Source organism: Kribbella speibonae, assembly GCF_004331375.1.
GTDB lineage: Bacteria > Actinomycetota > Actinomycetes > Propionibacteriales > Kribbellaceae > Kribbella > Kribbella sindirgiensis.
Genome location: NZ_SJKC01000005.1, coordinates 569093 through 588978, shown reverse-complemented (window position 1 = coordinate 588978; position 19886 = coordinate 569093). Strand labels below are relative to the sequence as shown.

Sequence of the window (19886 nt, the reverse complement as noted above, 5' to 3'; positions counted from 1 at the left end):
AGTCCTCAGACGAGGAGGGATACCCATGACGGCTCAAACCCGGCAGGTCGGCGAGCGCGAGGCCCGAGAGGTCGCGGAGGCGGCCCGGGAGACCGAGTGGACCCGGCCGAGCTTCGCCAAGAAGCTGTACCTCGGCGACTTCGACCTGTCGCTGATCCACCCGCAACCGCATGCCGTCGCGGCGGACGACGCGGCGCGCGGCGACGAGTTCATCGCCCGGCTGGCGGCGTACTGCGAGAGCCTCGACGGCCTGCTGATCGAGCGGGAGGCGAAGATCCCGGACGAATACGTGCGGGGGCTCGCGGAGCTGGGGACGTTCGGCATCAAGATCCCGACCGAGTACGGCGGCCTGGGCCTGCCGATGTCGTACTACGGCAAGGCGCTGATGCTGGTCGCGTCGGTGCATCCGAGCGTCAGCGCGCTCGTCTCCGCGCATCAGTCGATCGGGGTGCCGGAGCCGGTGAAGATGTTCGGGACCGACGAGCAGAAGCAGCGGTTCCTGCCCCGCTGCGCGGCCGGCGCGGTGACCGCGTTCCTGCTGACGGAGCCCGATGTGGGTTCGGACCCGGCCCGGCTGGCGTCGACCGCGACGCCGACGGACGACGGTACGGCGTACCTCTTGGACGGCGTGAAGCTGTGGACGACGAACGGCGTCATCGCTGAGCTGGTCGTGGTGATGGCCCGCGTACCTGAGCAGGACGGCCGGCGGGGTGGCATCAGCGCGTTCGTGGTCGAGGCCGACGCGCCGGGAATCACGGTGGAGAACCGCAACGCCTTCATGGGGCTGCGCGGGATCGAGAACGGCGTCACCCGTTTCCACCAGGTCCGGGTGCCGGTCGAGAACCGGCTGGGTCGGGAGGGTGACGGCCTGCGGATCGCGCTCACCACGTTGAACACCGGCCGCCTGTCCATCCCCGCGACGACCACGGCCGCGGCCAAGTGGTGCCTGAAAATCGCGCGGGAGTGGTCCGCGGAACGCGTCCAGTGGGGCCGGCCGATCGGCGCCCACGCGGCCGTGGCCGACAAGATCTCGTTCATCGCGGCCACCACGTTCGCGCTCGAGGCGGTGCTCGATTTGTCCGCGAACCTGGCCGACGCGGGCACCAAGGACATCCGGATCGAGGCGGCGCTGGCGAAGCTGTGGGCCAGCGAGATGGCCTGGCGGATCGCCGACGAACTCGTGCAGATCCGCGGCGGACGAGGGTACGAGACCGCCGACTCGCTGGCGGCCCGGGGCGAGCGCGCGGTGCCGGCGGAGCAGATCCTGCGGGACCTGCGGATCAACCGCATCTTCGAGGGCTCGACCGAGATCATGCATCTGCTGATCGCGAGGGAAGCGGTCGACGCGCACCTGTCCGCGGCCGGCGACCTGGCCTCACCGGACGCGGACCTCCAGGCCAAGGCTCGGGCCGCGGTGAACGCGAGCGGGTTCTACGCGAAGTGGCTGCCGCAGCTCGCCGTCGGCAAGGGCACCGATCCCAGGTCGTACCGTGAGTTCGGGCCGCTCGCGAAGCACCTGCGGTACGTCGAACGCTCGTCGCGCAAGCTCGCGCGGCAGACGTTCTACGGGATGGGGCGCTGGCAGGCGAAGCTCGAGTACCGGCAAGGGTTCCTGGCCAGGATCGTGGACATCGGCGCCGAGCTGTTCGCGATGGCGGCCTCCTGTTCGCGCGCCGAGACGCTGCGCGGCCAGGACACTGCGCAGGACACTGGCCGGGGCGAGTCGGCGTACGAGCTGGCGGCGGTGTTCTGTGAGCAGGCGCGGCTGAGGGTCGACCACCTGTTCGATCAGTTGTGGAGCAACACGGACGACGACGATCGACGGCTGGCGCGGCAGGTGCTCGACGGGAAACACAGCTGGCTGGAGGCCGGCATCGTGGATCCTTCCGAGGGCACCGGCCCGTGGATCGCCCAATGGCAGCCCGGTGAATCCACAACGGACAACAAGTCGCGCCGCTACCGCTCCTGATCACGACACCAGTGAGGTCTGCACCGCGAGGCAATATGCTCTGATCAAGGGCGGCGTGGCCGCGGCGCTGTGGGCGGCGCGGGACAGCTCGGCGATGACCCAGTGGTCAACGGCCATCTCTTGCAGTTGCTCGTCGAGGTCCGCGTCTGGGAGCGCCAGGAGTTCGGTCAGCGCTGACTGAAGCTTCTGGCGTGCCAGCAGGATCTGGCGGGCGTTGTAGCGACCGAAGTTGCGGTAGGCAACGAAGCTCGCGGTGTCGAAGAACTGGTTCAGGGTCGACTCCCGCGGATAGGTCGGATACCGCTCGTGGAACGCGAGCAGCGCCGCGGGCATCTCCTTGGCCAACCCGGGCTTGGCATACCAGAGGACACCGATCGCGGTCTGGTCGGTGAAGGATCCCGCGCCTTTGGTGAAGAACCCGATGTTGACGGTCCGCGGCGAGTACGCCGGTACGCGCGAACCGCTGGGCGCCGCCCGGAGCGGGTCGAGGCTGATGTCGATCCGGATGTCGCACTCGCTCGGGGCGATCGCGATCGCCTTGCCGAGTGAGCTGGTCGCGTCACCTGGACCGGAATCGGCATCGACGCAGACGATCTCGGTGATCTCGGGGATCCGGAGCAGCTCGACGAGTCCGGTGTTCTCCCAGTGGCCGCCGTCGGTCAGATACAGATAGGGGTCGTCGAGGTCGTGGACGCCGAAGAACTCCTTGAACAGATAACCGAGCCCGGTCCGTGGGTAGGCCAGATCGGATTGGTTCTGTAGGCCGGCGGCCTCGAGCTGAGTGATGAACCGCGGGTTGGCGATCCACACGCCGAGCCGGATGTTGAAGAACGCCAGCAGCATGCTGGTCGGACCGATCTGGTACCGGCCCATCGCGGGGGAGACCGCGGCGCTGGAGATGGCGACCGCCATCATCGTGGTGATCCGCTTGTGCATCTTCGTCCCGAGCCGGTCGAGCACTCGGGTCGATGCGGCGAACTGCAGCGTGTTGCCGCGCCCGTCCTGCGGCAGATGCAGGATCGTCCGCTCCGGGTCGAACGTCACGCTCAGCGCCGGCGTGCCGTACCGGCTGCGGACCGCCCGCGAGGTCACCGTGCTGGTCGTGCACACCACCAACGGCGTACGCACCGCTGTCGGGCCGCGGTTGAACTCGAACAACCCGGGTTCACGCTTGACGTCGGGGGTACCGGGGACGTCGTTCTCGTACGGCTGCACATGAAGCTCGTCCTGTGGGTTCCCGGTGCGGTACGTCGCGTACGCCAGCCGCAGCTTGCCTCGGTAGAAGGGCGCCAGCGACCAGCTTTCCGAGCTGGGTCCTAGCAGCACAATGGTCAGCAGGACGAGCGCGAGAACCCAGTTCCAGCCGGATCGCCAGCTGAACAGATCATCCCCGGACCACGTCACCTCGTACTTGGCCGCGGTCCAGGTCGCCAGGGCTGTCACACCCAGCCCGACCACGACGAAGGCGATCCCGCCGAGCATGGGCGCGAAGCGCGCAGCCGGCTTCCGGAGGATGCGGACGACCGAACCAACAACACCGGCACTCGCACCAGCCGTCGCGACCAGCGTGGCGAACGACAGGTGGGCGACAGCGCCGACCAGTTCGACGAAGCCCCACAGGGCAAGTGCGAGCAGCGCCCCCAGCGCGAACGCGCTGTACGACGCCCGCTTCAACGTCTGCAGCGTGACCCGTGCCCACTTGTTGTTCTGGGCGTAGCCGACGAGGAACCGGCCGGCCAGGACCCAGAGCATCAGGACGGCGAATCCGGCGCCGAGGAAGATGAGCCCGGGGAGCGAGAGCGAATGCTCCTTGACGAGCTGGTGCATCGCGTTGTTCGGCAGCTCGCCGCTCAGTTCTGTGAAGCTGCGCAATGCCCAGCCCACAGGCCGGGTGATCGCCCAGAGCATGCTCGTCAGCACGATCACGTTGACCGTCAGCCCCGCGATCACCGTTGCGAACACGGCCGGGCGGTACGACGCCTTGGTGGATGTCTGGTTGCCTTCGGGTCCTGCCTGCCTGGTTGCCTTCGCAGCGGCGGGATCAGTGTCGGATCCTCGAGGCTGGTTCGACCCGAGGTATCCGAGGTTGTCGACCAGATGGCGCTCTTCGGCGGTGAGCCACCCGTTCTCCTGCTGTTGCCACGGGCGAGGTGCCAGCTGGCGGAGGTTCGTTCGCGGCAGGCTCTCGGGGTCCGTCGTCTGGAGGCTGGAACGCGAGATGCTCCAGCCCGCCGCCATGTTCGATCCGCCGGACACAGCGGTGACCGCGCGCGCTCCGGACCAGCCGAGGACACCACCGTCGAGCGCCTGGAGCGCGCCGAGGCTGATCGACGAGGCCCGGATCCCGCCACCGGACAGGGCAATGCCGTACCTCGCCTTCCCGCGCGGGGGTGCGGGGCGTTGCATCATGGCCCCCTCAGCGGCCTGGACGGCCTTGTCCGAGGGTTTCGCCTTCATGCCGGCTGCCTTCTGGGCGTACTTCGGCAGCGCCCAAGCGGCGAGCCTGACCCAGCGTGGCGTCGACCACCACGCGAAGGCACCGGCCGCGATGTAGACGACGGTCACGACGAGCAAGGCGAACTTGGCCCAGGCGAAGACTGCTGCGAACCGCCACGGTCCGTTCGACGATCCCGCGGTGAGCATGAGGATGTTCTCGAAGACATCGAAGGCGCCCGCGACGACGACGGCGATGACCACGGTGGTGCGAGCCCGCCGGAGCAGCGGCAGCCGGAAGTACAGGCCCGCCCACGACGCCAGCAGGGCGAGCAGGGCGACGTACGAGACGATGAACCAGAAGTCCTGCTGGACGGCCTTCGTGAAGACCGGGTCGCAGCCGCAGGCCGTCCAGGCCTCGCTGCTGCCGGCGAGCTCGATCTCGACGATCGACCTCTTCTGACCCTTGAGGCTCGCCAGGTCGCCGAAGTGTGCGGCGACGACAGCGCCCAGGATCAGGGCGAGCCAGCGCAGCCCGGCGTGCCATTGACGCTGCATGTGAGTGGCCGTGAAGAGGGCGACGCCGCTCAGCGCGACGGCGATCAGCAGGAGCACGACCCAGACGGCCTGAGACGAATCGTTGTCCCCGGCACGGTCACCGAGAAATACGACGGCAAGCACGATGAGGGCGACGCCTGCCAGCAGGAACCCGACCCGCCGCCAGTAGTGAAAGGAAACAGCCGTGGTCGATCCGAGCCCGTTGTCTGGCGGATCCTGAAGAATCCCCATGTGCTCCACCTCCGCTTCTCTTGCCCATAAGAGGCGGGTGAACGGCAGCTGATACGGCGCCTGGAGGTGCGTATTCAATCGTTATGCTGCCTTGGGTGAGTGGGACATTCGAGGGGTGGCCGCGCGAGGCGTTCGATGTGCTGCTCAGGCTCGAGGGGGAGCCTTCGGCCGATGTGCGGCGGGAGTGCCGGCGGGAGCGGGAGGAATTGGTTCGGCAGCCGATGATCGACCTGCTGAATGCGGTGGCGGACGCGGATTCGGCGTACGAGGACTTTTCGGTCTGGGGATACGGCGAGGTGTTGCTGAGAGCGTGGCAGCGGCAGAGCGCGATTGTGCGATTGGCCCGGAATATCGAGCTCGGGGTGCGGTTCGATCTGGAGGGATTGGAGGTCTGCGTGGCGTGGTGGTACGCGCCGTCGGCGCAGATCGAGCGTTATCGCGCTGCCGTTGCGGTCGACGGTTCTGGTTCGCGTTTGGTGGCGATTGTGCGGAAGCTCGAGCGGGAGGGATTCGTACTCTCGGGCGAGCTGCTGAAGCGGCCGCTGCGGGGTTATCCCGTTGATCATCCGCGGGCGGAGCTTTTGCGGCACAAGTCGGTGATCGCGACCCGCTCGCTCGGCTGCGAAGAATGGATTCACACGCCCGCCGCGGCAGATCAGGTGCTCGCCGCGTTCTCCCAACTGCGCCCGTTGGCCCGCTGGCTGGTCGAGAATGTCTCGGAGGTGAGGCCGTGACAGAGCACAAGATCGAGTTTCGGTTTTCGGAGAATCCGTGGGCGCCGACCGCGGTCATCGAAGAGGTGAACGCTCGCACGGGCAGCGGATTGGTGCTGACCGGGCTGGCCGATCAGGACGGCGGTTCCAGCAGCGCGGCGTTCGTCGCGTGGGCGGACGGGCGCGAGTCGGCGATGACGCGCACGCGCACACCGTTGGCCGTCATGCGGCAGACGGCGAGCGTGCTGAACAAGGTACGCGGACAAGGCCTGCCCGTTCCGGAGCATCAGTTGGTGATGGAGCTTTCGGACGGGTACGTCGCTGTTGTGCAGGAAAGGCTGCCGGGCCACCACGTGAACGCGCTCGACGAGACCACCGCAGCGTCGTTCGTCGCCATGAACAACCGCTTCGCCGGCCTGCTCCGCCACGATCCACAGGTCCCACGGCCGAGGGCCTTCCCGGACGTCGACGGCGTGTTCGAGAACACCATCGGCCGACTCGGGAAGCGTGGCCGGCGGCTGCTGGCGCGATTGCTCGAAGTCGACGGCGGACGCCCCTTCCGCATGCAAGGCGACGACCTGGTACACACCGACTACACACCGGGCAACGTCCTGTTCGACGACACCGGCAACGTCACCGGCGTCGTCGACTGGAACACCGGCACCGCCCGCGGCGACCGCCACTACGCCCTCCTCGGCCTCCACTGGGGCAGCATCGGCCGAAAGACAGTCGGCACGGAGGAGCTGAAGGTAGTCGAGAACGAACTGGCCCACCTCACCCCGGCAACAAGACGCAGCTACGAGGCCCACTGGATGGTCGACCAGGTCCACGAGTCAGTCCTCAAACACTTCTCACCGGAACGCATCGAAGCCGACGTGGCACGAGCGGAGAAGTTCCTCGGCTGACCGAGGTTCGGTCTTGTCGTGGGGGTGGGGTGGGTGCCTACTGGGGGTGTGGGGCGGGTGGGGGTGGTTTTGGGGTTGGTGGCTGGGTTGGGTCTGGGCTCTTGTTCGTCGGTGGGGGAGTCGGCGGGGATTGAGTGGGGGGACTGCTCGGCTGTTGCTGACGTGGGCGAGGGGTTTGAGGTTCGGTGTGGGGTGGTGGAGGTTGAGTTCGATCCTGCGGACGAGGGCGCGGGGACTCTCGGGGTGCAGGTTGTTCGGGTTCATCGGTTGGGTGGGGCCGAGGTCAAGGATCCGTTGGTGCTGATTGCGGGTGGGCCTGGGCAGTCTGGTGTGGATCATGCGGTGGTTGCAGCAGGGTTGCTGCCTGAGGCTGTGCTGGATCGGTTCGATCTGGTGGGGTTCGATCCGCGTGGGGTTGGGCGGTCGCGGCCCATTCGGTGTGAGCACGCGGACAGCGGTACGCCGACGTTCCCGGATCTGCTGACCCACGCGGGGTACGCGCGCGCTGCCGGTGTGATGCGCGGGATCACGGAGGAATGCGCCGCGGCGCTGGGCCCGAAGGCGGCCTTGTTCAGTACGACGGCGACGGCCGGCGACATCGACCGCATCCGAGTGGCTCTGGGCCAGTCGACACTGACCTACCTCGGCTGGTCGTACGGCGCGAAACTCGGTGCGGAGTACGCGCGCCGCTATCCGGACAAGGTGCGCGCCGCCGTACTCGACGCTCCGACCGCCCCGGGCACGACCTGGATCGAGACCGTCGAAGGGCAGATTGCCGGCTTCGAGGCGTCGTTCGATCAGTTCGCGGCCTGGTGCGGGACTCAGGACAGGTGTGATGGCGATGTGCGCCGGTCCGTCGGCGAGCTGGTCCGCAAGGCGCAGGCGTCGCCGATCCCGAGCGGGCGGCCGGGCGACGACGTACCGACGTACGGCGTCGATGTCGTCGATGCTGTGGTGGCGTCCCTGTACGACGACGCGCGCTGGCCCGATCTCGCCGATGGGCTGGGGGAGGCCGCGGACGGCGACTCGGGCACGCTGCGTGAGCTGGCCGAGGCCGGCCGCGGAGGAGATTCGGAAGACGCACTCCTCGTCATCAACTGCAACGACAGCGCGCCGGGGCCGACGGAGAGTGAGATCCGGGCGGCCGGGGCCCGGTTCTCGAAGGAGTACCCGCTGTTCGGGGTCTGGGGGTCGTGGCAGCTGTTCGGCTGCGCGTTCTGGCAGCCGGCGCGGCACACGCTGCAGCCGCCCGTCGCCGCCACGCCGCACCCGATCGTCGTGGTCGGTACCCGTCACGACCCCGCGACGCCGTACGCCGGTGCCGTCGCGATGGCCGCGAGTCTGGGTAACGCGGAGTTACTGACCTGGGAGGGTCAAGGGCATACCGCAGTCGGTCGCAACGACTGCATCAACCGGTACGTCGCCGACTACCTGGCGTCGCTGACGGTCCCGCCGCGCAACACCCGCTGCGCAGCGTGAGCGGATCAGGCGTCGGCCTGGCCGAGGGAGTGGAGTTTCGAGAACGGGGCCGCGACCCGGAGGAGGCGTCCGGCGCCGAAGTCGATGATCACCGTGGTGCCATCGGCTTCGACCGCATGGACGCGGCCGAGTCCTTCCCTGTCGTGGGAGACCCGCTCACCGACTTCGTAACTCTTGAGCGAGTCAGAAACCTGGGCCTTGAAAGGACTGGTTGACAGGTGACGACGCGTCGTCGCGCGATAGGGCAGCATCAGGCCTCCAGTATGCGCCGTCCCGGGCGACTGTGCGACACGGGAACCCCTCGGACTCGCCGGACCGCGTGGTTTGATGAGGAGGCCCACCGCCCCGAGGAGTCCGATGATGCGCAAACTGCTGGTCCTGTTGCTGGGTCTGTCGATGGCCGGAATGAGCGGGGCGACTGCGCAGGCGGCGCCGGCGGGGGAGCGCGACGTCATCGTCCAGCTGTTCGAATGGAACTGGACGTCGGTCGGGCGAGAGTGCGGCCAGGTGCTCGGCCCGAAGGGGTACGGCGCCGTCCAGGTCTCGCCTCCGCAGGAGCATGTCGTGCTGCCGGGATCCGGGTATCCGTGGTGGCAGGACTACCAACCGGTGAGCTACAAACTCGACAGCACACGGCGCGGGACCCGCGGCGAATTCGTTGCCATGGTCAACAGTTGCCACGCGGCCGGCGTCAAGGTGTACGTCGATGCCGTGATCAACCACATGACCGGCGGCTCGTCGGGCGGCACCGGCAGCGCGGGCTCGTCGTACACGCACTACGACTACCCGGGGACGTACCAGACGCAGGACTTCCATCACTGCGGGCGGAACGGGAACGACGACATCGTCAACTACGGCGACCGGTACGAGGTGCAGAACTGCGAACTCGTCGACCTCGCCGATCTGGCCACCGACACCGACTACGTGCGCGGCCGGATCGCGGCGTACCTGAACGATCTGCTGTCGATCGGCGTCGACGGGTTCCGCCTGGACGCTTCCAAGCACATGCCCGCCGCGGACATCGCCGCGATCAAGTCCCGGTTGTCGCGTCCGGCGTACCTGTATCAGGAGGTCATCTACGGCGCCGGCGAGCCGATCACCCCGGACGAGTACGTCGGGAACGGCGATGTGCTCGAGTTCCGGTACGGGAAGGATCTCGCCAAGATCTTCAACACCGAGCGGCTCGCCTACCTGAAGACGTTCGCGGAGCCGCTGGCCTCGGATCGCGCGGTGGTGTTCACCGACAACCACGACACCCAGCGCGGCACCGGCGTACTGACGTTCCGCGACAACGGGCGGTACGCGATGGCGAACGCCTTCATGCTGGCCTGGACGTACGGGACGCCGAAGGTGATGTCGAGTTACGAGTACACGTCGAACGACCAGGGACCGCCCTCGACCGGCAGCGGGCAGACGGTCGACACGACCTGCTTCAGCAAGCGCTGGCGGTGCGAGCACGAGTGGCGGGTGATCGCCAACATGGTCGGCTTCCACAACGCCGTACGAGGGACCGGCGTGACCGAGTGGTGGGACAACGGCAACGACGCGATCGCGTTCGGGCGTGGCGGCAAGGGCTACCTGGTCCTCAACGACGAGAGTACGGCGCTGACCGGCCGGAGCTTCCACACCCAGCTTCCGGCCGGCGTGTACTGCGACATCTTCCACGGCGACTACTCCGCCGGCCGTTGCACCGGCCCGACGTACACCGTCGACTCGTCGGGCTGGTTCCGCGCCGACATCGCCCCAACCGACGGCCTCGCCCTGCACGCCGCGGCGCGGGTCTCGTAGGGCCTCACTTCTTCACCGGGCACTCGAACTTGAGATCGTCCGGGTCGGTCGTCTCGTACTTGCTCGTCTGCCACGTGATCGCCGCGGCGGCGCGGATCTTGAAGAAGTGCTTCCTGAATTCTTCGTGCACGTCCGCGTCGTTGATCCGCAGGATCATGTCGTCGTTGTGGAACGGCGATTTCTTGTTGAGGTTGTGGCTTCCGGTGAAGACGATCTTCTGGTCCCCGTCCCCGTCGTAGTTGCCGTCGATCAGGATGTTCTTCTCGTGCGTACCGCACTGGTTCTCGCTGAACTCGCGGACCTCCGGCCCGTGGTAAATGCCCGTCGGAGCGCGCAGCAGTCCACCGCGGAGCGGCCCGTCCTTGGCCTGGCTGACCTCCGTGCCGACGACGTCGACGTAGCAGCCCTCGTTGTCCAGCCTGAACAGCTCGGCGGCGACGGTCGCGCCACCGCCCTTCGCAATCTGGGCCGCGGCGACCCGGACGATGGTGCGGTGCGCGTCCTTGCCGGTGCCGCTGGTACCGCCCGTCTTGTTGTCACCGCATTCCACGTTCTTCAGGATGTTCGCGAACGTCACGTTCTCGTCCGACTCCTTGCGCGGTGAGACGTACAGCTTGTACTTCCCGTTCGACTGGCCGTACTTCTTGTTGAAGTACTCGTAGTAGTCGGGGACGTCGATACCTGCGGTCAGGTCGTTGAAGTAGTTCTGGTACATGCCGTACAGCCATTTCTCGCCGATGGCCGTGTACGCCGTGTTCCACATCTCCGGACCCGAGGACGTGACGTGATCGTCGCCTTTCGTGCTCAGATTCGAGCTCGTGTGCATGACGACATTCGTTTTCCCGCCGGTGTTGCTGAAGAGGTAGAACTTGTTGTGCATAATGTGGATACCGTTGCACGAGGTGTGCATGTTGTGGTCAGGGTCTTCCTGGGGCTTTCCACAGTTGTGGATCCAGGACCCCGGCTCGTCGGTACCAGCCACATCCTTGTAGGCCTTCTTGTCCGCGTCCTTCCCGTCGGCGATCACGCGCACCTTCACGCCATGGTTCTCGATCTTGTCGACCAGCGCCTTCGACACGTCCGTGTCGTCGAACCGGTACGACGCAATGGTGATCTCCGAGCCGTCCTTGGCGCCCTTGATCAGGTTGACGAGGTAGTTGCGGATCCGGAACTGCTGATTGTCGGTGCCGTTCGGATCGTTGTCCACGAACATGGTTGGTTTGTCGGGCGCGCCGTTCCCCTCCTCCTGCGCCGCAGCGGTGGCTTGGGCGCCTCCGCCGTACACCAGTGCGCCTGTCGTCGCGGCGATCACGAGTCCTTTGACCAGATCCGAAGGTTTCATACCGGCGACGGTAGGTACGCCGGTTATGTGCCGGTTATCGCGCCGGGATAACGCGCGTATAGCGGCTGTTCCTAGTGTCGTGGCATCAACCATCCAGGAAGAGGAGTTGTGATGGGCACGCGATGGGTGCTGATCTCGGGGGCGACCGCCGTGCTGATGGTGGGCGGTGTGAGCGCGACCGCGATGGGGCCGACCGTGAAAGCGGGAGCCGAGTCCGCGCGGGAGAAGGACTGCCGGGCGACTGCCAACAGTTTGCCGAGCAGTGACAAGCACATCTATCTGTACACGGCGATGAACTGCGAAACCGCCCATGGTGCGAAGGACGATTCCGGTGAGGACCGCGACCACGGCGACAGCGAGGGCCAGATTCAGAAGTGGGACAACAACGCGGGTTCGCTGATCAATCACAGTGACGCGACCGTGGAGTTCTACACGCGCACGAACTACAGCGACAAGGGGGATCGCTTCTGCGTCCGCCCGGGGCACTACGTCACCAAGCTTTACATGTACGGCGACGGCAAGGACGAGGCGGGCAACTGGAGCAACAGCATCAGCTCGCACCGAGAGATGAAGCCGGACAAGTGCAAACGCTTCTTCGGCTGGCGTGTCAAATAGCTCGCGCGACAGCTACAGGAAGTAGGGGACCCGGTCGTCGCCTAACCTGAAGTGATGGTCGGGGACGGGGTGGAGATCCGGGTGCTGGGCCCGGTCGAGGTGATGGTCGGAGGGAGACCGGCGAGCCTCGGGGGTCAGCGGGCCCATCAGGTGCTGGCCGCGCTGCTGATGGAGGCCGGTCGGGCGGTGTCGGCCGACGAACTCATCGATGCGGTGTGGGACGAGAGTCCGCCGGCTTCGGCGCGGACGCAGTTGTCCATTCAGGTGTCCACGTTGCGGCGGGCGTTCGCGGACGCCGGATGCGAACGGGAACTCATCGAGACGACACCGCATGGGTACCGTCTGAACGACCAGGAGGTTCGGATCGACCTGGCAGAGGCCGAGCGGTTGCAGGCCGAGGCGCAGGCTGCGGGTGATCTCGAGGATGCGGCTGATCGGTTGCGGGCTGCTCTCGCGTTGTGGCGTGGTACGGCGTTGCGGGACCTGTCGACGCGGGCGCTGAGTGCTAGCGCCCAGCGGGTGGCTGAGCTGCGGCTGACGATCGCGGAGCAGTTGTACGACGTTGAGTTCGCGCTGGGGCGGTACCGGCAGGCGATCGCGGAGCTGAGTGCGCTGGTCGCCGAGCAGCCGTTGCGCGAACACCTGCGCGCCCTGCTGATGACAGCTCTGTGGCGCTCCGGCCGACCGGCGGAGGCCCTCGAGTGCTACCGCGAGGGCCGCGACCTCCTCGTCGAGGAACTAGGCATAGAACCCGGCCAAGAACTCCGTGACCTCGAACGCGCAGTACTAGCAGGAACAATTCCAAACGAGCCCCGGGACGAGCCCCGGGCTGTTGTGCCGGCGGAGTTGCCGTTGGGGGTGCCGGGGTTTGTGGGGCGGGGGGCGGCTATTGGTCGGCTTCGGGAGGTGTTGGGGGGTGTGCGGGTGCGGCCGGCGCCGATTGCGGCTCTTGCGGGGCCTGGTGGTGTGGGGAAGTCGGAACTTGCGGTGCATGTTGGGCATCTGGTTGCCGACGCGTTCCCGGACGGTCAGCTGTACGTCGACCTTCGCGGATCCACCCCGGATGTCGCGCCCCTGGAACCCGCCGAGGTGCTGGGACGGTTCCTGCGGTCGCTCGGCGCCGCCGACGGGACCGTACCTGCGGACACCGACGAGGCAGCCGCCCGGTTCCGCTCGATGACGAACGACCTGCGGCTGCTCGTGGTCCTGGACAACGCCCTGGACGTCAGCCAGGTCGAACCGCTGATCCCGGCCGGGCCGGAGTGCCGCACCATCGTCACCAGCCGCCGGATCCTCGCGGCGCTGACCGGCGCCGTCCACGAACCGCTCGAGGTCCTGCCTGAAGAAGACGCGATCGCGTTGCTCGCCCGCCTGGTCCAGCGGGTCGACCTGGCCGACCCGGAGCAGCGCCAGGCCGCCGCAAACGTCGTACGGCTCTGTGGCGCGCTGCCGCTCGCGGTCTCGATCGCTGCGTCCCGGCTGACCTCCCGTCCGTCGTGGACCTTGCCGACGTTGGCCGACCGGCTCGCAACCACCGACCACGGCAGCCGGCGGCTGAGTGAGTTGCAGACCGAGGACCGCGGCGTGCGGGCAAGTTTCCAGGTCAGCTACCAGGAGCTCGACGATCGGCAACAGCGGCTCTTCCGGCAGATCAACCTCTTGGACGCTGCCGACGTGGGCATTCCAGTTGCCGCGGCCTTGGCGAACACCAGCACCAGTACCGCCGAGGACCTGCTCGAGAGCCTGGTCGACATGCAGCTGCTCGACAGCCACGCGCCAGGCCGGTACCGGGCGCACGACCTGCTCCGGCTGTTCGGACGCGACCGTGCTCGTGCAACGGACGACGACGCGAGTCGCGCAGCCGCTGTCTGGCGGGCTCTGCACTGCTACCTGGCGACCGCGCGGACCGCGTGCCGACTGCTGAACGCCGATGCCGCCTGGCGGACCGAGGCCGGACCCGCAACCCTGCCGGGGGTCGGTGTCGAACTCCGCGATCGCGACGAGGTCTACGCATGGCTCGATGCGGAGGCCGACAATCTGTCCGCGATCGTGCGCCAGGCTGCCGGTATGGACCCGGGGCTGTCGGCCGCGATCGGCTCGGCGGTTGGTCTTGGGCTGACCTTGCGCGGGCGGCATCGCGACAGGCTCCGGCTCGGTGAGCTGGTGCTGGCCGCGGCCGTCGAGCCGTTCCATACGGCGGTTGCGCACGAGAACATCGGGGCCGCGTTGCTGCGGTGGGGGGACAACAGTTTCGCGCTGGAGCACCTGTCGCGCGCGTTGTCCGCGTACCGGGAGATCGGGAACGAGGCTGGTCAGGCGGTGCAGCTGGCTTCGATGGCGTCGGCGTACCGGCTGCTCGGGCGGCATGACGAGTCGATCGCTCACTCGCGCGCTGCGATCGAGCTGAACCGGCGCAATGATCGGCCGACCGCATTGGCCGACTCTCTGACCAGCCTCGGGTTGACCTATCGGCACGCGGACCGGCCCGCGGACGAGGTCGCCGCGCACACCGAGGCGTTGGCGATTGCTGAGTCGCTGGACGAGATGAACTGGCTGGCGAACATTCTCTGCAACCTGGCCGAGGCGACCCGGCTGGCTGGTCGGCCTGCTGAGGCTCTTGCCCATTTCGAGCGTGCGCATGCGGCCAGCCGCCGGTCGGAAGCGACGCAGACGCTGCTCGACGCCGAGATCTGGTGGGGGCTCGGCCGGACGCAGGCCGATCTCGGCGCGGCCGGCACCGCCCGCGACTGCTGGCGCCGGTCCGCGGGGATCCTGCACGAGCTCGGCCTGATCTCAGCCGCCGAGCGCCGCGAGATCGCACGCTCCGACACACCAGCGGCGCCGGACCTGATCGACCGAAACACCTGACGATTCAGAGTCGGTCAGCGGGTATCCGTTCGATGCGGGTCCAGCCTTTCCAGCCGCGTTGTTCGAGGAGGGTGATGATTCTCTGGGCCTCCGGGGCGGCTTCCAGCATCGCGGTGTCCATCAGCCGTACCAGGTCGTCGTCGAGGCCGTAGCTGCCGGCAGCACCTGCTTGTACGGCGGCGATCATCATGCTCTCGATCAGGTCGACCATCTCGACGATCCGCGGGTCGTCGGCCGCCGCGTCGAGGGTCTCGTTGACGAGGCGGTAGAGCTTCACCGTGTCCGGGTGCTCCAGCGCCTGGTGCTTCTGGACGATGACATCGTCGACCAGGTGCGGGACCTGGGCCGCGATCATGATCCAGGCGTCCCGCTCGAGCACGATGTACCGCTCGTCCATGCCGAGCTCGCGGAGCCGATCGAGGTAGTCCACAACACTCGCCGGCAGTGCGAGGTGCTCGCCCGCGGCGAGCCTGGCCAGGCGCTTGCGGGTGTCCTGCAGCCGCCGGATCTCGGCGCGCAGGTCCTTGTCGATCTTCTCGACGCCGTCGCTGAACTCCTCCGGAGCGGCGTCGAGCAGCTCCTGCACGCGGGCGAGCGGTACGCCGGCACCGGCGAGCGTGTGGATCTGGATCAGGCGCACGACCGCGCCGGCGTCGTACGCCCGGTACCCGGAGTGGTCGCGTCCGGGCTCCGGCAGCAGGCCGATCTTGTGATAGTGCCGCACCGCTCGCACCGTCACCCCGGCGTGCGTCGCCAGCTGGCTGATCGTGAGCATGGGTCCCAGCCTGCCTCAGGCGATCTTGCGGCGGTAGGCAGCCACGGCGAAGACGTACGCGACGACGAGGATGCCGACGCACCACGCCAGAGCGGTCCAGATGTCGTCCCCGACCGGCTGCTGGGCGAACAGGTTGCGGATCGTGTCGACGATCGACGTCACCGGCTGGTTCTCGGCGAACCAGCGCACCGGGCCCGGCATGGTCTGCGTGGGCACGAACGCCGAGCTGACGAACGGCAGGAAGATCAGCGGGTACGCGAACGCGCCCGCGCCCTCGACCGTTGCCGCCGAGAGTCCCGGGATGACGGCGATCCACGTCAGAGCCAGGGTGAACAGGAACAGGATCCCCACGACGGCGAGCCAGTCCAGTACGCCGGCGCTCGAACGGAATCCCATGAGCAGCGCGACGCCCGCGACGATCACCAGCGAGACCAGGTTGGCGACCAGCGAGGTGAGGACGTGCGCCCAGAGCACGCCCGATCGGGCGATCGGCATCGACTGGAACCGTTCGAAGATTCCGCTCTTCAGGTCCATGAAGATCCGGAACGCCGTGTACGCGACGCCGGACGCGACCGTGATCAGCAGGATGCCGGGCAGCAGGTAGTTCACGTACGCCTCGGACCCGGTGTCGATCGCGCCGCCGAACACATACACGAACATCACCATCATCGCGACCGGCGTGAGCACCGTCGTGATGATCGTGTCGACGCTGCGAACGATGTGGCGCAGGCTGCGTCCGGTAAGGGCTGCGGTGTCGCCCAGGAAATGGCTGGTCATGCGCGGTCCTTGGTGATGGTGAGGAACACGTCCTCGAGGGTCGGCTGCTTCTCGACGTACTCGATCTCGGCGGGTGGGAGGAGCTGTTTGAGTTCGGTGAGGGTGCCGTTGACGATGATCCGGCCCTGGTGCAGGATCGCGATCCGGTCGGCGAGCTGTTCGGCCTCTTCCAGGTACTGCGTCGTGAGGAGCACCGTCGTACCGTGGCCGGCGAGTTCCTTCACCGTCTGCCAGACCTCGATCCGTGCCTCGGGATCGAGCCCCGCGGTCGGCTCGTCCAGGAAGATCACCGGCGAGTCGCCGATCAGGCTCATCGCGATGTCCAGGCGGCGGCGCATTCCACCCGAGTACGTCGCTGTGCGCTGGGCGGCCGCCTCCGTCAGGGAGAACCGGTCGAGCAGGGCATCGGCGACCGCGCCGGGGTCTGCGACGTGCCGGAGCTTGGCGACCAGGACGAGGTTCTCGCGGCCGGTGAGGATCTCGTCGACGGCGGCGAACTGCCCGGTCAGGCTGATGGATTCCCGGACGTCGGCCGGCCGCGTGGCCACGTCGAAACCGTTGACGGCGGCGGCGCCCGCATCGGCTTTGAGGAGGGTGGAGAGGATCCTGATCGTGGTGGTCTTGCCGGCCCCGTTGGAGCCGAGGAGGGCGAAGATGCTGCCGCGCGCGACGTCGAAGTCCACGCCGCGCAGCACCGCCTTCGTCCCGTACGCCTTCTCCAGACCCTGCACCCGGATCGCCGGGCCGGAGGTCGATTGAACTGTCATGGGGATCACCTTGCGGGGTTGACCCAGCGTCAAGGTCAAGCGGCCGCGTGCGGGTTATTTGATTGACGGTGCCGATGGGGACTGATCTGCTGGGGGGACGTGCGCCGGATCAGTCGGTGCGGACCGGAAGGAGGGACGCGTATGTCTGCTCTGTCCTGCAGGTTTGCTCTGAAAGGTTCTTCGGTTTGGTATTCGCACGTTCGTTCAGCTGTGAACATTGCGGCGTAGAGGTCTCCCTCGACGCCCCTGGAACTACCCATCGCAATCATTGCCCGAGTTGCCTGTGGTCGCGTCACCTCGACCGCAACGTGCCGGGTGATCGCAAGGCCGACTGTGCCGGCGGCATGGAGCCGATCGCGGTCACGGTCCGCGGCGAGGGCCGCTGGGTCCTCATCCACCGGTGCACCAACTGCGGGCGTCTGCGCCTGAACAAGACCGCCGGCGACGACAACGTCCTGCTCCTGATGCGGCTGGCGGCGCTCCCGCTGACCATGCCGTTCGTCCCGTTCGCCGCTGAGCCCGCGCTCAACGGCAGCAACGGCAACGGCAGCAACGGGACCAAACCCCGTAAGCCGAGGGCCCGCAAGAAGGCGGCCACCGACGCGAGCCCGGCGTGACGTGCTCAGCGGGGAGTGAGCAGGCAGAACTCGTTGTTCTCGGGGTCTGCCAGGACGGTCCACGCAACGTCGCCCTGGCCGATGTCGAGGTCGGTGGCGCCGAGTGAGCGCAACCGGTCCGCCTCCGCTGCGTGGTCGTCGCTGGGGTACGGGCGGAGATCGAGGTGGATGCGGTCCAGTCCGATCTTCGGGTCGGAGGTGCGGATGAACTCGAGGTAGGGCCCGACGCCCTTGGCGGACCGCAGTACGGCGGAGTTGTCGGTCGTCTCGTGGAGCGTCCAGTCCATGGCTTCCGACCAGAACCGGCCCATCGCTCGCGGGTCCGCGCAGTCCACGACGACCGCGGCGATCGGGCCGGTGTCGCTGTAGATCGGCCGGGGCTCCAGGACGCAGAACTCGTTGCCCTCCGGGTCGGCGAGGACGGTCCACGGGACGTCGCCCTGGCCGATGTCGGCGGGTGTCGCACCGAGCTTCTGGAGGCGTTCGATCAGGTCGGCCTGGTGAGCCGCGGAGGTGGTGGCGAGGTCGACGTGGACGCGGTTCTTCGCCGTCTTGGGAGCGGGGACCGGAATGACGTCGATGCAGACGGCAGTCGGGTCGGGATAGCTGAAACCCACGGGCTCGAGGTTGGTTTCCTCGGCATTGTCGGCGGTGACCTCCCAGCCGAGGGCCTCCGCCCAGAACCTGCCGAGCGCCGAGCTGTCGTGCGCCTTCATCGAGATCTGTACCAGCCGCGTCGCCATACGGCCGATCCTAGGCCAGGCTGCCTCCCGCATCGGGAGGCAGCCTGGGCCGTCAGGCGGTGAGCAGATCGGCGAGGGTTGTTCGGGCCCGTGACACCTTGGAGCGGACCGTGCCGATCGGGCAGCCCAGGTGGGCGGCGGTCTGGGCGTAGGGGACGCCGGCGAGTTGGGTGAGGACGAAGACCTCGCGGCGGTCGCCGGGGATCTTGTCGAGCAGTTCGGTCAGCGCGATGCCGTCCTCGAATCCGGGCAGGCCCCGCGGCTGGGACTGTTCGGCGGCGCGCTGCCAGTCGTGCCGCGAGATCCGCGGGCGCGCGGCCTTGCGGCGCAGATCGTCGGCGACGGTACGCCGGGCGATCGACAGTAGCCAGGTCCGCGCTGACGAGCGGCCCTCGAACCGGTGCAGGCTTTGCAGCGCCCGCAGGAACGTTTCCTGGGTGAGGTCGTCGGCCGCGTGCGCGTCGCCGCTGAGGTGGGCGACGTAGCGCCGTACGTCGTGGTGCAGCGCGCGGACGAAGTGGTCGAGGGCAACGAGATCACCGTCACGTGCGGCGATCGCCCAATGGGTCGATCGGTCGTCGATCAAGGCAGAAGCCATGGAGTGAGTCCTTCTGGGGTCCAAATGATCCGGCGGCGCGGGGAACCGCGGCACCGGTGAGCGGAGGCCTGCCGAATGGCATGGCACAGCCCCGGACGGCGAACGCCCGGGGTGAATCGTGCTGTCAGAAAGCAGCGATTCCGCTCGGTGGACCCCTGGAGGTGATGGCGTGCGCGAGCAGCAGATCGTCGTACGGCGCGGGGGAGTGGGCGGGCCGGATCCGGGGCCGGTGCGTGGTGATCTGTGGGCGCGTGAACGGCCGCAACGGCACCAGGATCAGGCGGGCGACGGAGCGCAGTACGGCGAACGCGGCGCGCTCCCCGTACGCGAGCCACAGCCCGCACAGGAGCGCCGCGAGCAGGTGAGCACCGAGCATGCCGAATGACGACGTACCGGTCATCTGATGGCCGGTGTGCATTGCGTGCGGGACTGCCATCGACTGTGCGAGCGAGAACACCAGGTGCAGCGCGCCCTGCGCCACCAGCGTGCTCAGGACGACGAACGGTACGCTGCGCTCCCGGTCGGCGACGATCCACGCGGTGCCGCCGATCCAGCCGAAGCCCATCGGGATCGCCCACCACGGGAGGCCCGCGCCGGACATCACGACGTGGCCGAGGGCGGCGAGCAGCACGCAGGTGACCGCGAACATCGCGGCCCGCGTCCCTCGGAACCCCCACGTCTGCTGCATGGCCGGACCATCGTCGCATC

General features: G+C 67.7%; 17 protein-coding genes. 8 read left to right on the top strand and 9 right to left on the bottom strand.

Annotated elements, in window-relative coordinates; translation table 11 throughout:
* The first annotated feature begins 25 nt into the window (after positions 1 to 25).
* Complete coding sequence (locus E0H92_RS34070) at positions 26 to 1969, top strand: acyl-CoA dehydrogenase family protein (RefSeq protein WP_131461816.1); 1944 nt, start codon at positions 26 to 28, stop codon at positions 1967 to 1969.
* On the opposite strand, the gene E0H92_RS34065 is transcribed toward E0H92_RS34070, so the two are convergent.
* The gene (locus E0H92_RS34065) at positions 1970 to 5191 is read right to left on the bottom strand and encodes a hypothetical protein (protein WP_131499141.1); all 3222 of its coding nucleotides are present in this window, start codon (positions 5189 to 5191) and stop codon (positions 1970 to 1972) included. It abuts the gene before it with no gap.
* Positions 5192 to 5286: 95 nt separating this feature from the next.
* Here E0H92_RS34065 and E0H92_RS34060 point away from each other — a divergent pair, with 95 nt between their 5' ends.
* The 3 genes from E0H92_RS34060 to E0H92_RS34050 are packed head-to-tail and all read left to right on the top strand — an operon-like array spanning position 5287 to position 8288.
* On the top strand, positions 5287 to 5925 hold the full coding sequence (locus E0H92_RS34060; RefSeq protein ID WP_238173720.1) for a DUF2461 family protein: 639 nt from the start codon (positions 5287 to 5289) through the stop codon (positions 5923 to 5925).
* Positions 5922 to 6809, top strand: coding sequence for a phosphotransferase family protein (locus tag E0H92_RS34055; protein ID WP_165550149.1), 888 nt, complete (start codon positions 5922 to 5924; stop codon positions 6807 to 6809). The genes E0H92_RS34060 and E0H92_RS34055 overlap by 4 nt, the downstream gene beginning before the upstream one ends.
* 18 nt (positions 6810 to 6827) lie before the next feature.
* Positions 6828 to 8288 (top strand): alpha/beta hydrolase, encoded by a 1461-nt coding sequence (locus E0H92_RS34050; RefSeq protein WP_131499138.1) that lies wholly within the window; start codon positions 6828 to 6830, stop codon positions 8286 to 8288.
* 5 nt (positions 8289 to 8293) lie between these two features.
* On the opposite strand, the gene E0H92_RS34045 is transcribed toward E0H92_RS34050, so the two are convergent.
* Entirely contained in the window at positions 8294 to 8539 is a 246-nt protein-coding gene (locus E0H92_RS34045; RefSeq protein WP_131461811.1) for a hypothetical protein, read from the bottom strand.
* A 106-nt stretch (positions 8540 to 8645) separates the two neighbouring features.
* On the opposite strand from E0H92_RS34045, the gene E0H92_RS34040 reads away from it, so the two are divergent.
* Positions 8646 to 10076 (top strand): alpha-amylase, encoded by a 1431-nt coding sequence (locus E0H92_RS34040; protein WP_131499137.1) that lies wholly within the window; start codon positions 8646 to 8648, stop codon positions 10074 to 10076.
* A 4-nt stretch (positions 10077 to 10080) separates the two neighbouring features.
* Here the strand turns inward: E0H92_RS34040 and E0H92_RS34035 are convergent, their stop codons facing one another.
* Positions 10081 to 11418, bottom strand: a complete 1338-nt coding sequence (locus E0H92_RS34035; protein ID WP_165550147.1) for a phospholipase D-like domain-containing protein — start codon at positions 11416 to 11418, stop codon at positions 10081 to 10083.
* Positions 11419 to 11529: 111 nt separating this feature from the next.
* On the opposite strand from E0H92_RS34035, the gene E0H92_RS34030 reads away from it, so the two are divergent.
* Together E0H92_RS34030 and E0H92_RS34025 are read left to right on the top strand one after the other, a co-directional pair.
* Positions 11530 to 12033 (top strand): peptidase inhibitor family I36 protein, encoded by a 504-nt coding sequence (locus E0H92_RS34030; RefSeq protein WP_131499135.1) that lies wholly within the window; start codon positions 11530 to 11532, stop codon positions 12031 to 12033.
* A 54-nt stretch (positions 12034 to 12087) separates the two neighbouring features.
* Positions 12088 to 14901 (top strand): AfsR/SARP family transcriptional regulator, encoded by a 2814-nt coding sequence (locus E0H92_RS34025; RefSeq protein WP_131499134.1) that lies wholly within the window; start codon positions 12088 to 12090, stop codon positions 14899 to 14901.
* Positions 14902 to 14905: 4 nt separating this feature from the next.
* Here the strand turns inward: E0H92_RS34025 and E0H92_RS34020 are convergent, their stop codons facing one another.
* From E0H92_RS34020 to E0H92_RS34010, 3 genes are read right to left on the bottom strand one after another with little or no spacing between them, the layout of a single operon-like run.
* Positions 14906 to 15676 (bottom strand): MerR family transcriptional regulator, encoded by a 771-nt coding sequence (locus E0H92_RS34020; RefSeq protein WP_131499133.1) that lies wholly within the window; start codon positions 15674 to 15676, stop codon positions 14906 to 14908.
* 15 nt (positions 15677 to 15691) lie between these two features.
* The gene (locus E0H92_RS34015; protein ID WP_131499132.1) at positions 15692 to 16453 is read right to left on the bottom strand and encodes an ABC transporter permease; all 762 of its coding nucleotides are present in this window, start codon (positions 16451 to 16453) and stop codon (positions 15692 to 15694) included.
* The gene (locus tag E0H92_RS34010; protein ID WP_131499131.1) at positions 16450 to 17220 is read right to left on the bottom strand and encodes an ABC transporter ATP-binding protein; all 771 of its coding nucleotides are present in this window, start codon (positions 17218 to 17220) and stop codon (positions 16450 to 16452) included. The genes E0H92_RS34015 and E0H92_RS34010 overlap by 4 nt, the downstream gene beginning before the upstream one ends.
* A 74-nt stretch (positions 17221 to 17294) precedes the next feature.
* Here E0H92_RS34010 and E0H92_RS34005 point away from each other — a divergent pair, with 74 nt between their 5' ends.
* Positions 17295 to 17837 (top strand): RNHCP domain-containing protein, encoded by a 543-nt coding sequence (locus tag E0H92_RS34005; protein WP_131499207.1) that lies wholly within the window; start codon positions 17295 to 17297, stop codon positions 17835 to 17837.
* A 5-nt stretch (positions 17838 to 17842) separates the two neighbouring features.
* Here the strand turns inward: E0H92_RS34005 and E0H92_RS45310 are convergent, their stop codons facing one another.
* The 3 genes from E0H92_RS45310 to E0H92_RS33990 form a co-directional block, all read right to left on the bottom strand.
* Positions 17843 to 18580: a VOC family protein gene (locus E0H92_RS45310; RefSeq protein WP_131499130.1), complete on the bottom strand. Its 738-nt coding sequence runs from the start codon at positions 18578 to 18580 to the stop codon at positions 17843 to 17845.
* Positions 18581 to 18632: 52 nt separating this feature from the next.
* Positions 18633 to 19178 (bottom strand): sigma-70 family RNA polymerase sigma factor, encoded by a 546-nt coding sequence (locus tag E0H92_RS33995; RefSeq protein ID WP_131499129.1) that lies wholly within the window; start codon positions 19176 to 19178, stop codon positions 18633 to 18635.
* A gap of 124 nt (positions 19179 to 19302) precedes the next feature.
* Positions 19303 to 19866, bottom strand: a complete 564-nt coding sequence (locus E0H92_RS33990; protein WP_202873958.1) for a hypothetical protein — start codon at positions 19864 to 19866, stop codon at positions 19303 to 19305.
* Positions 19867 to 19886: the final 20 nt, after the last annotated feature.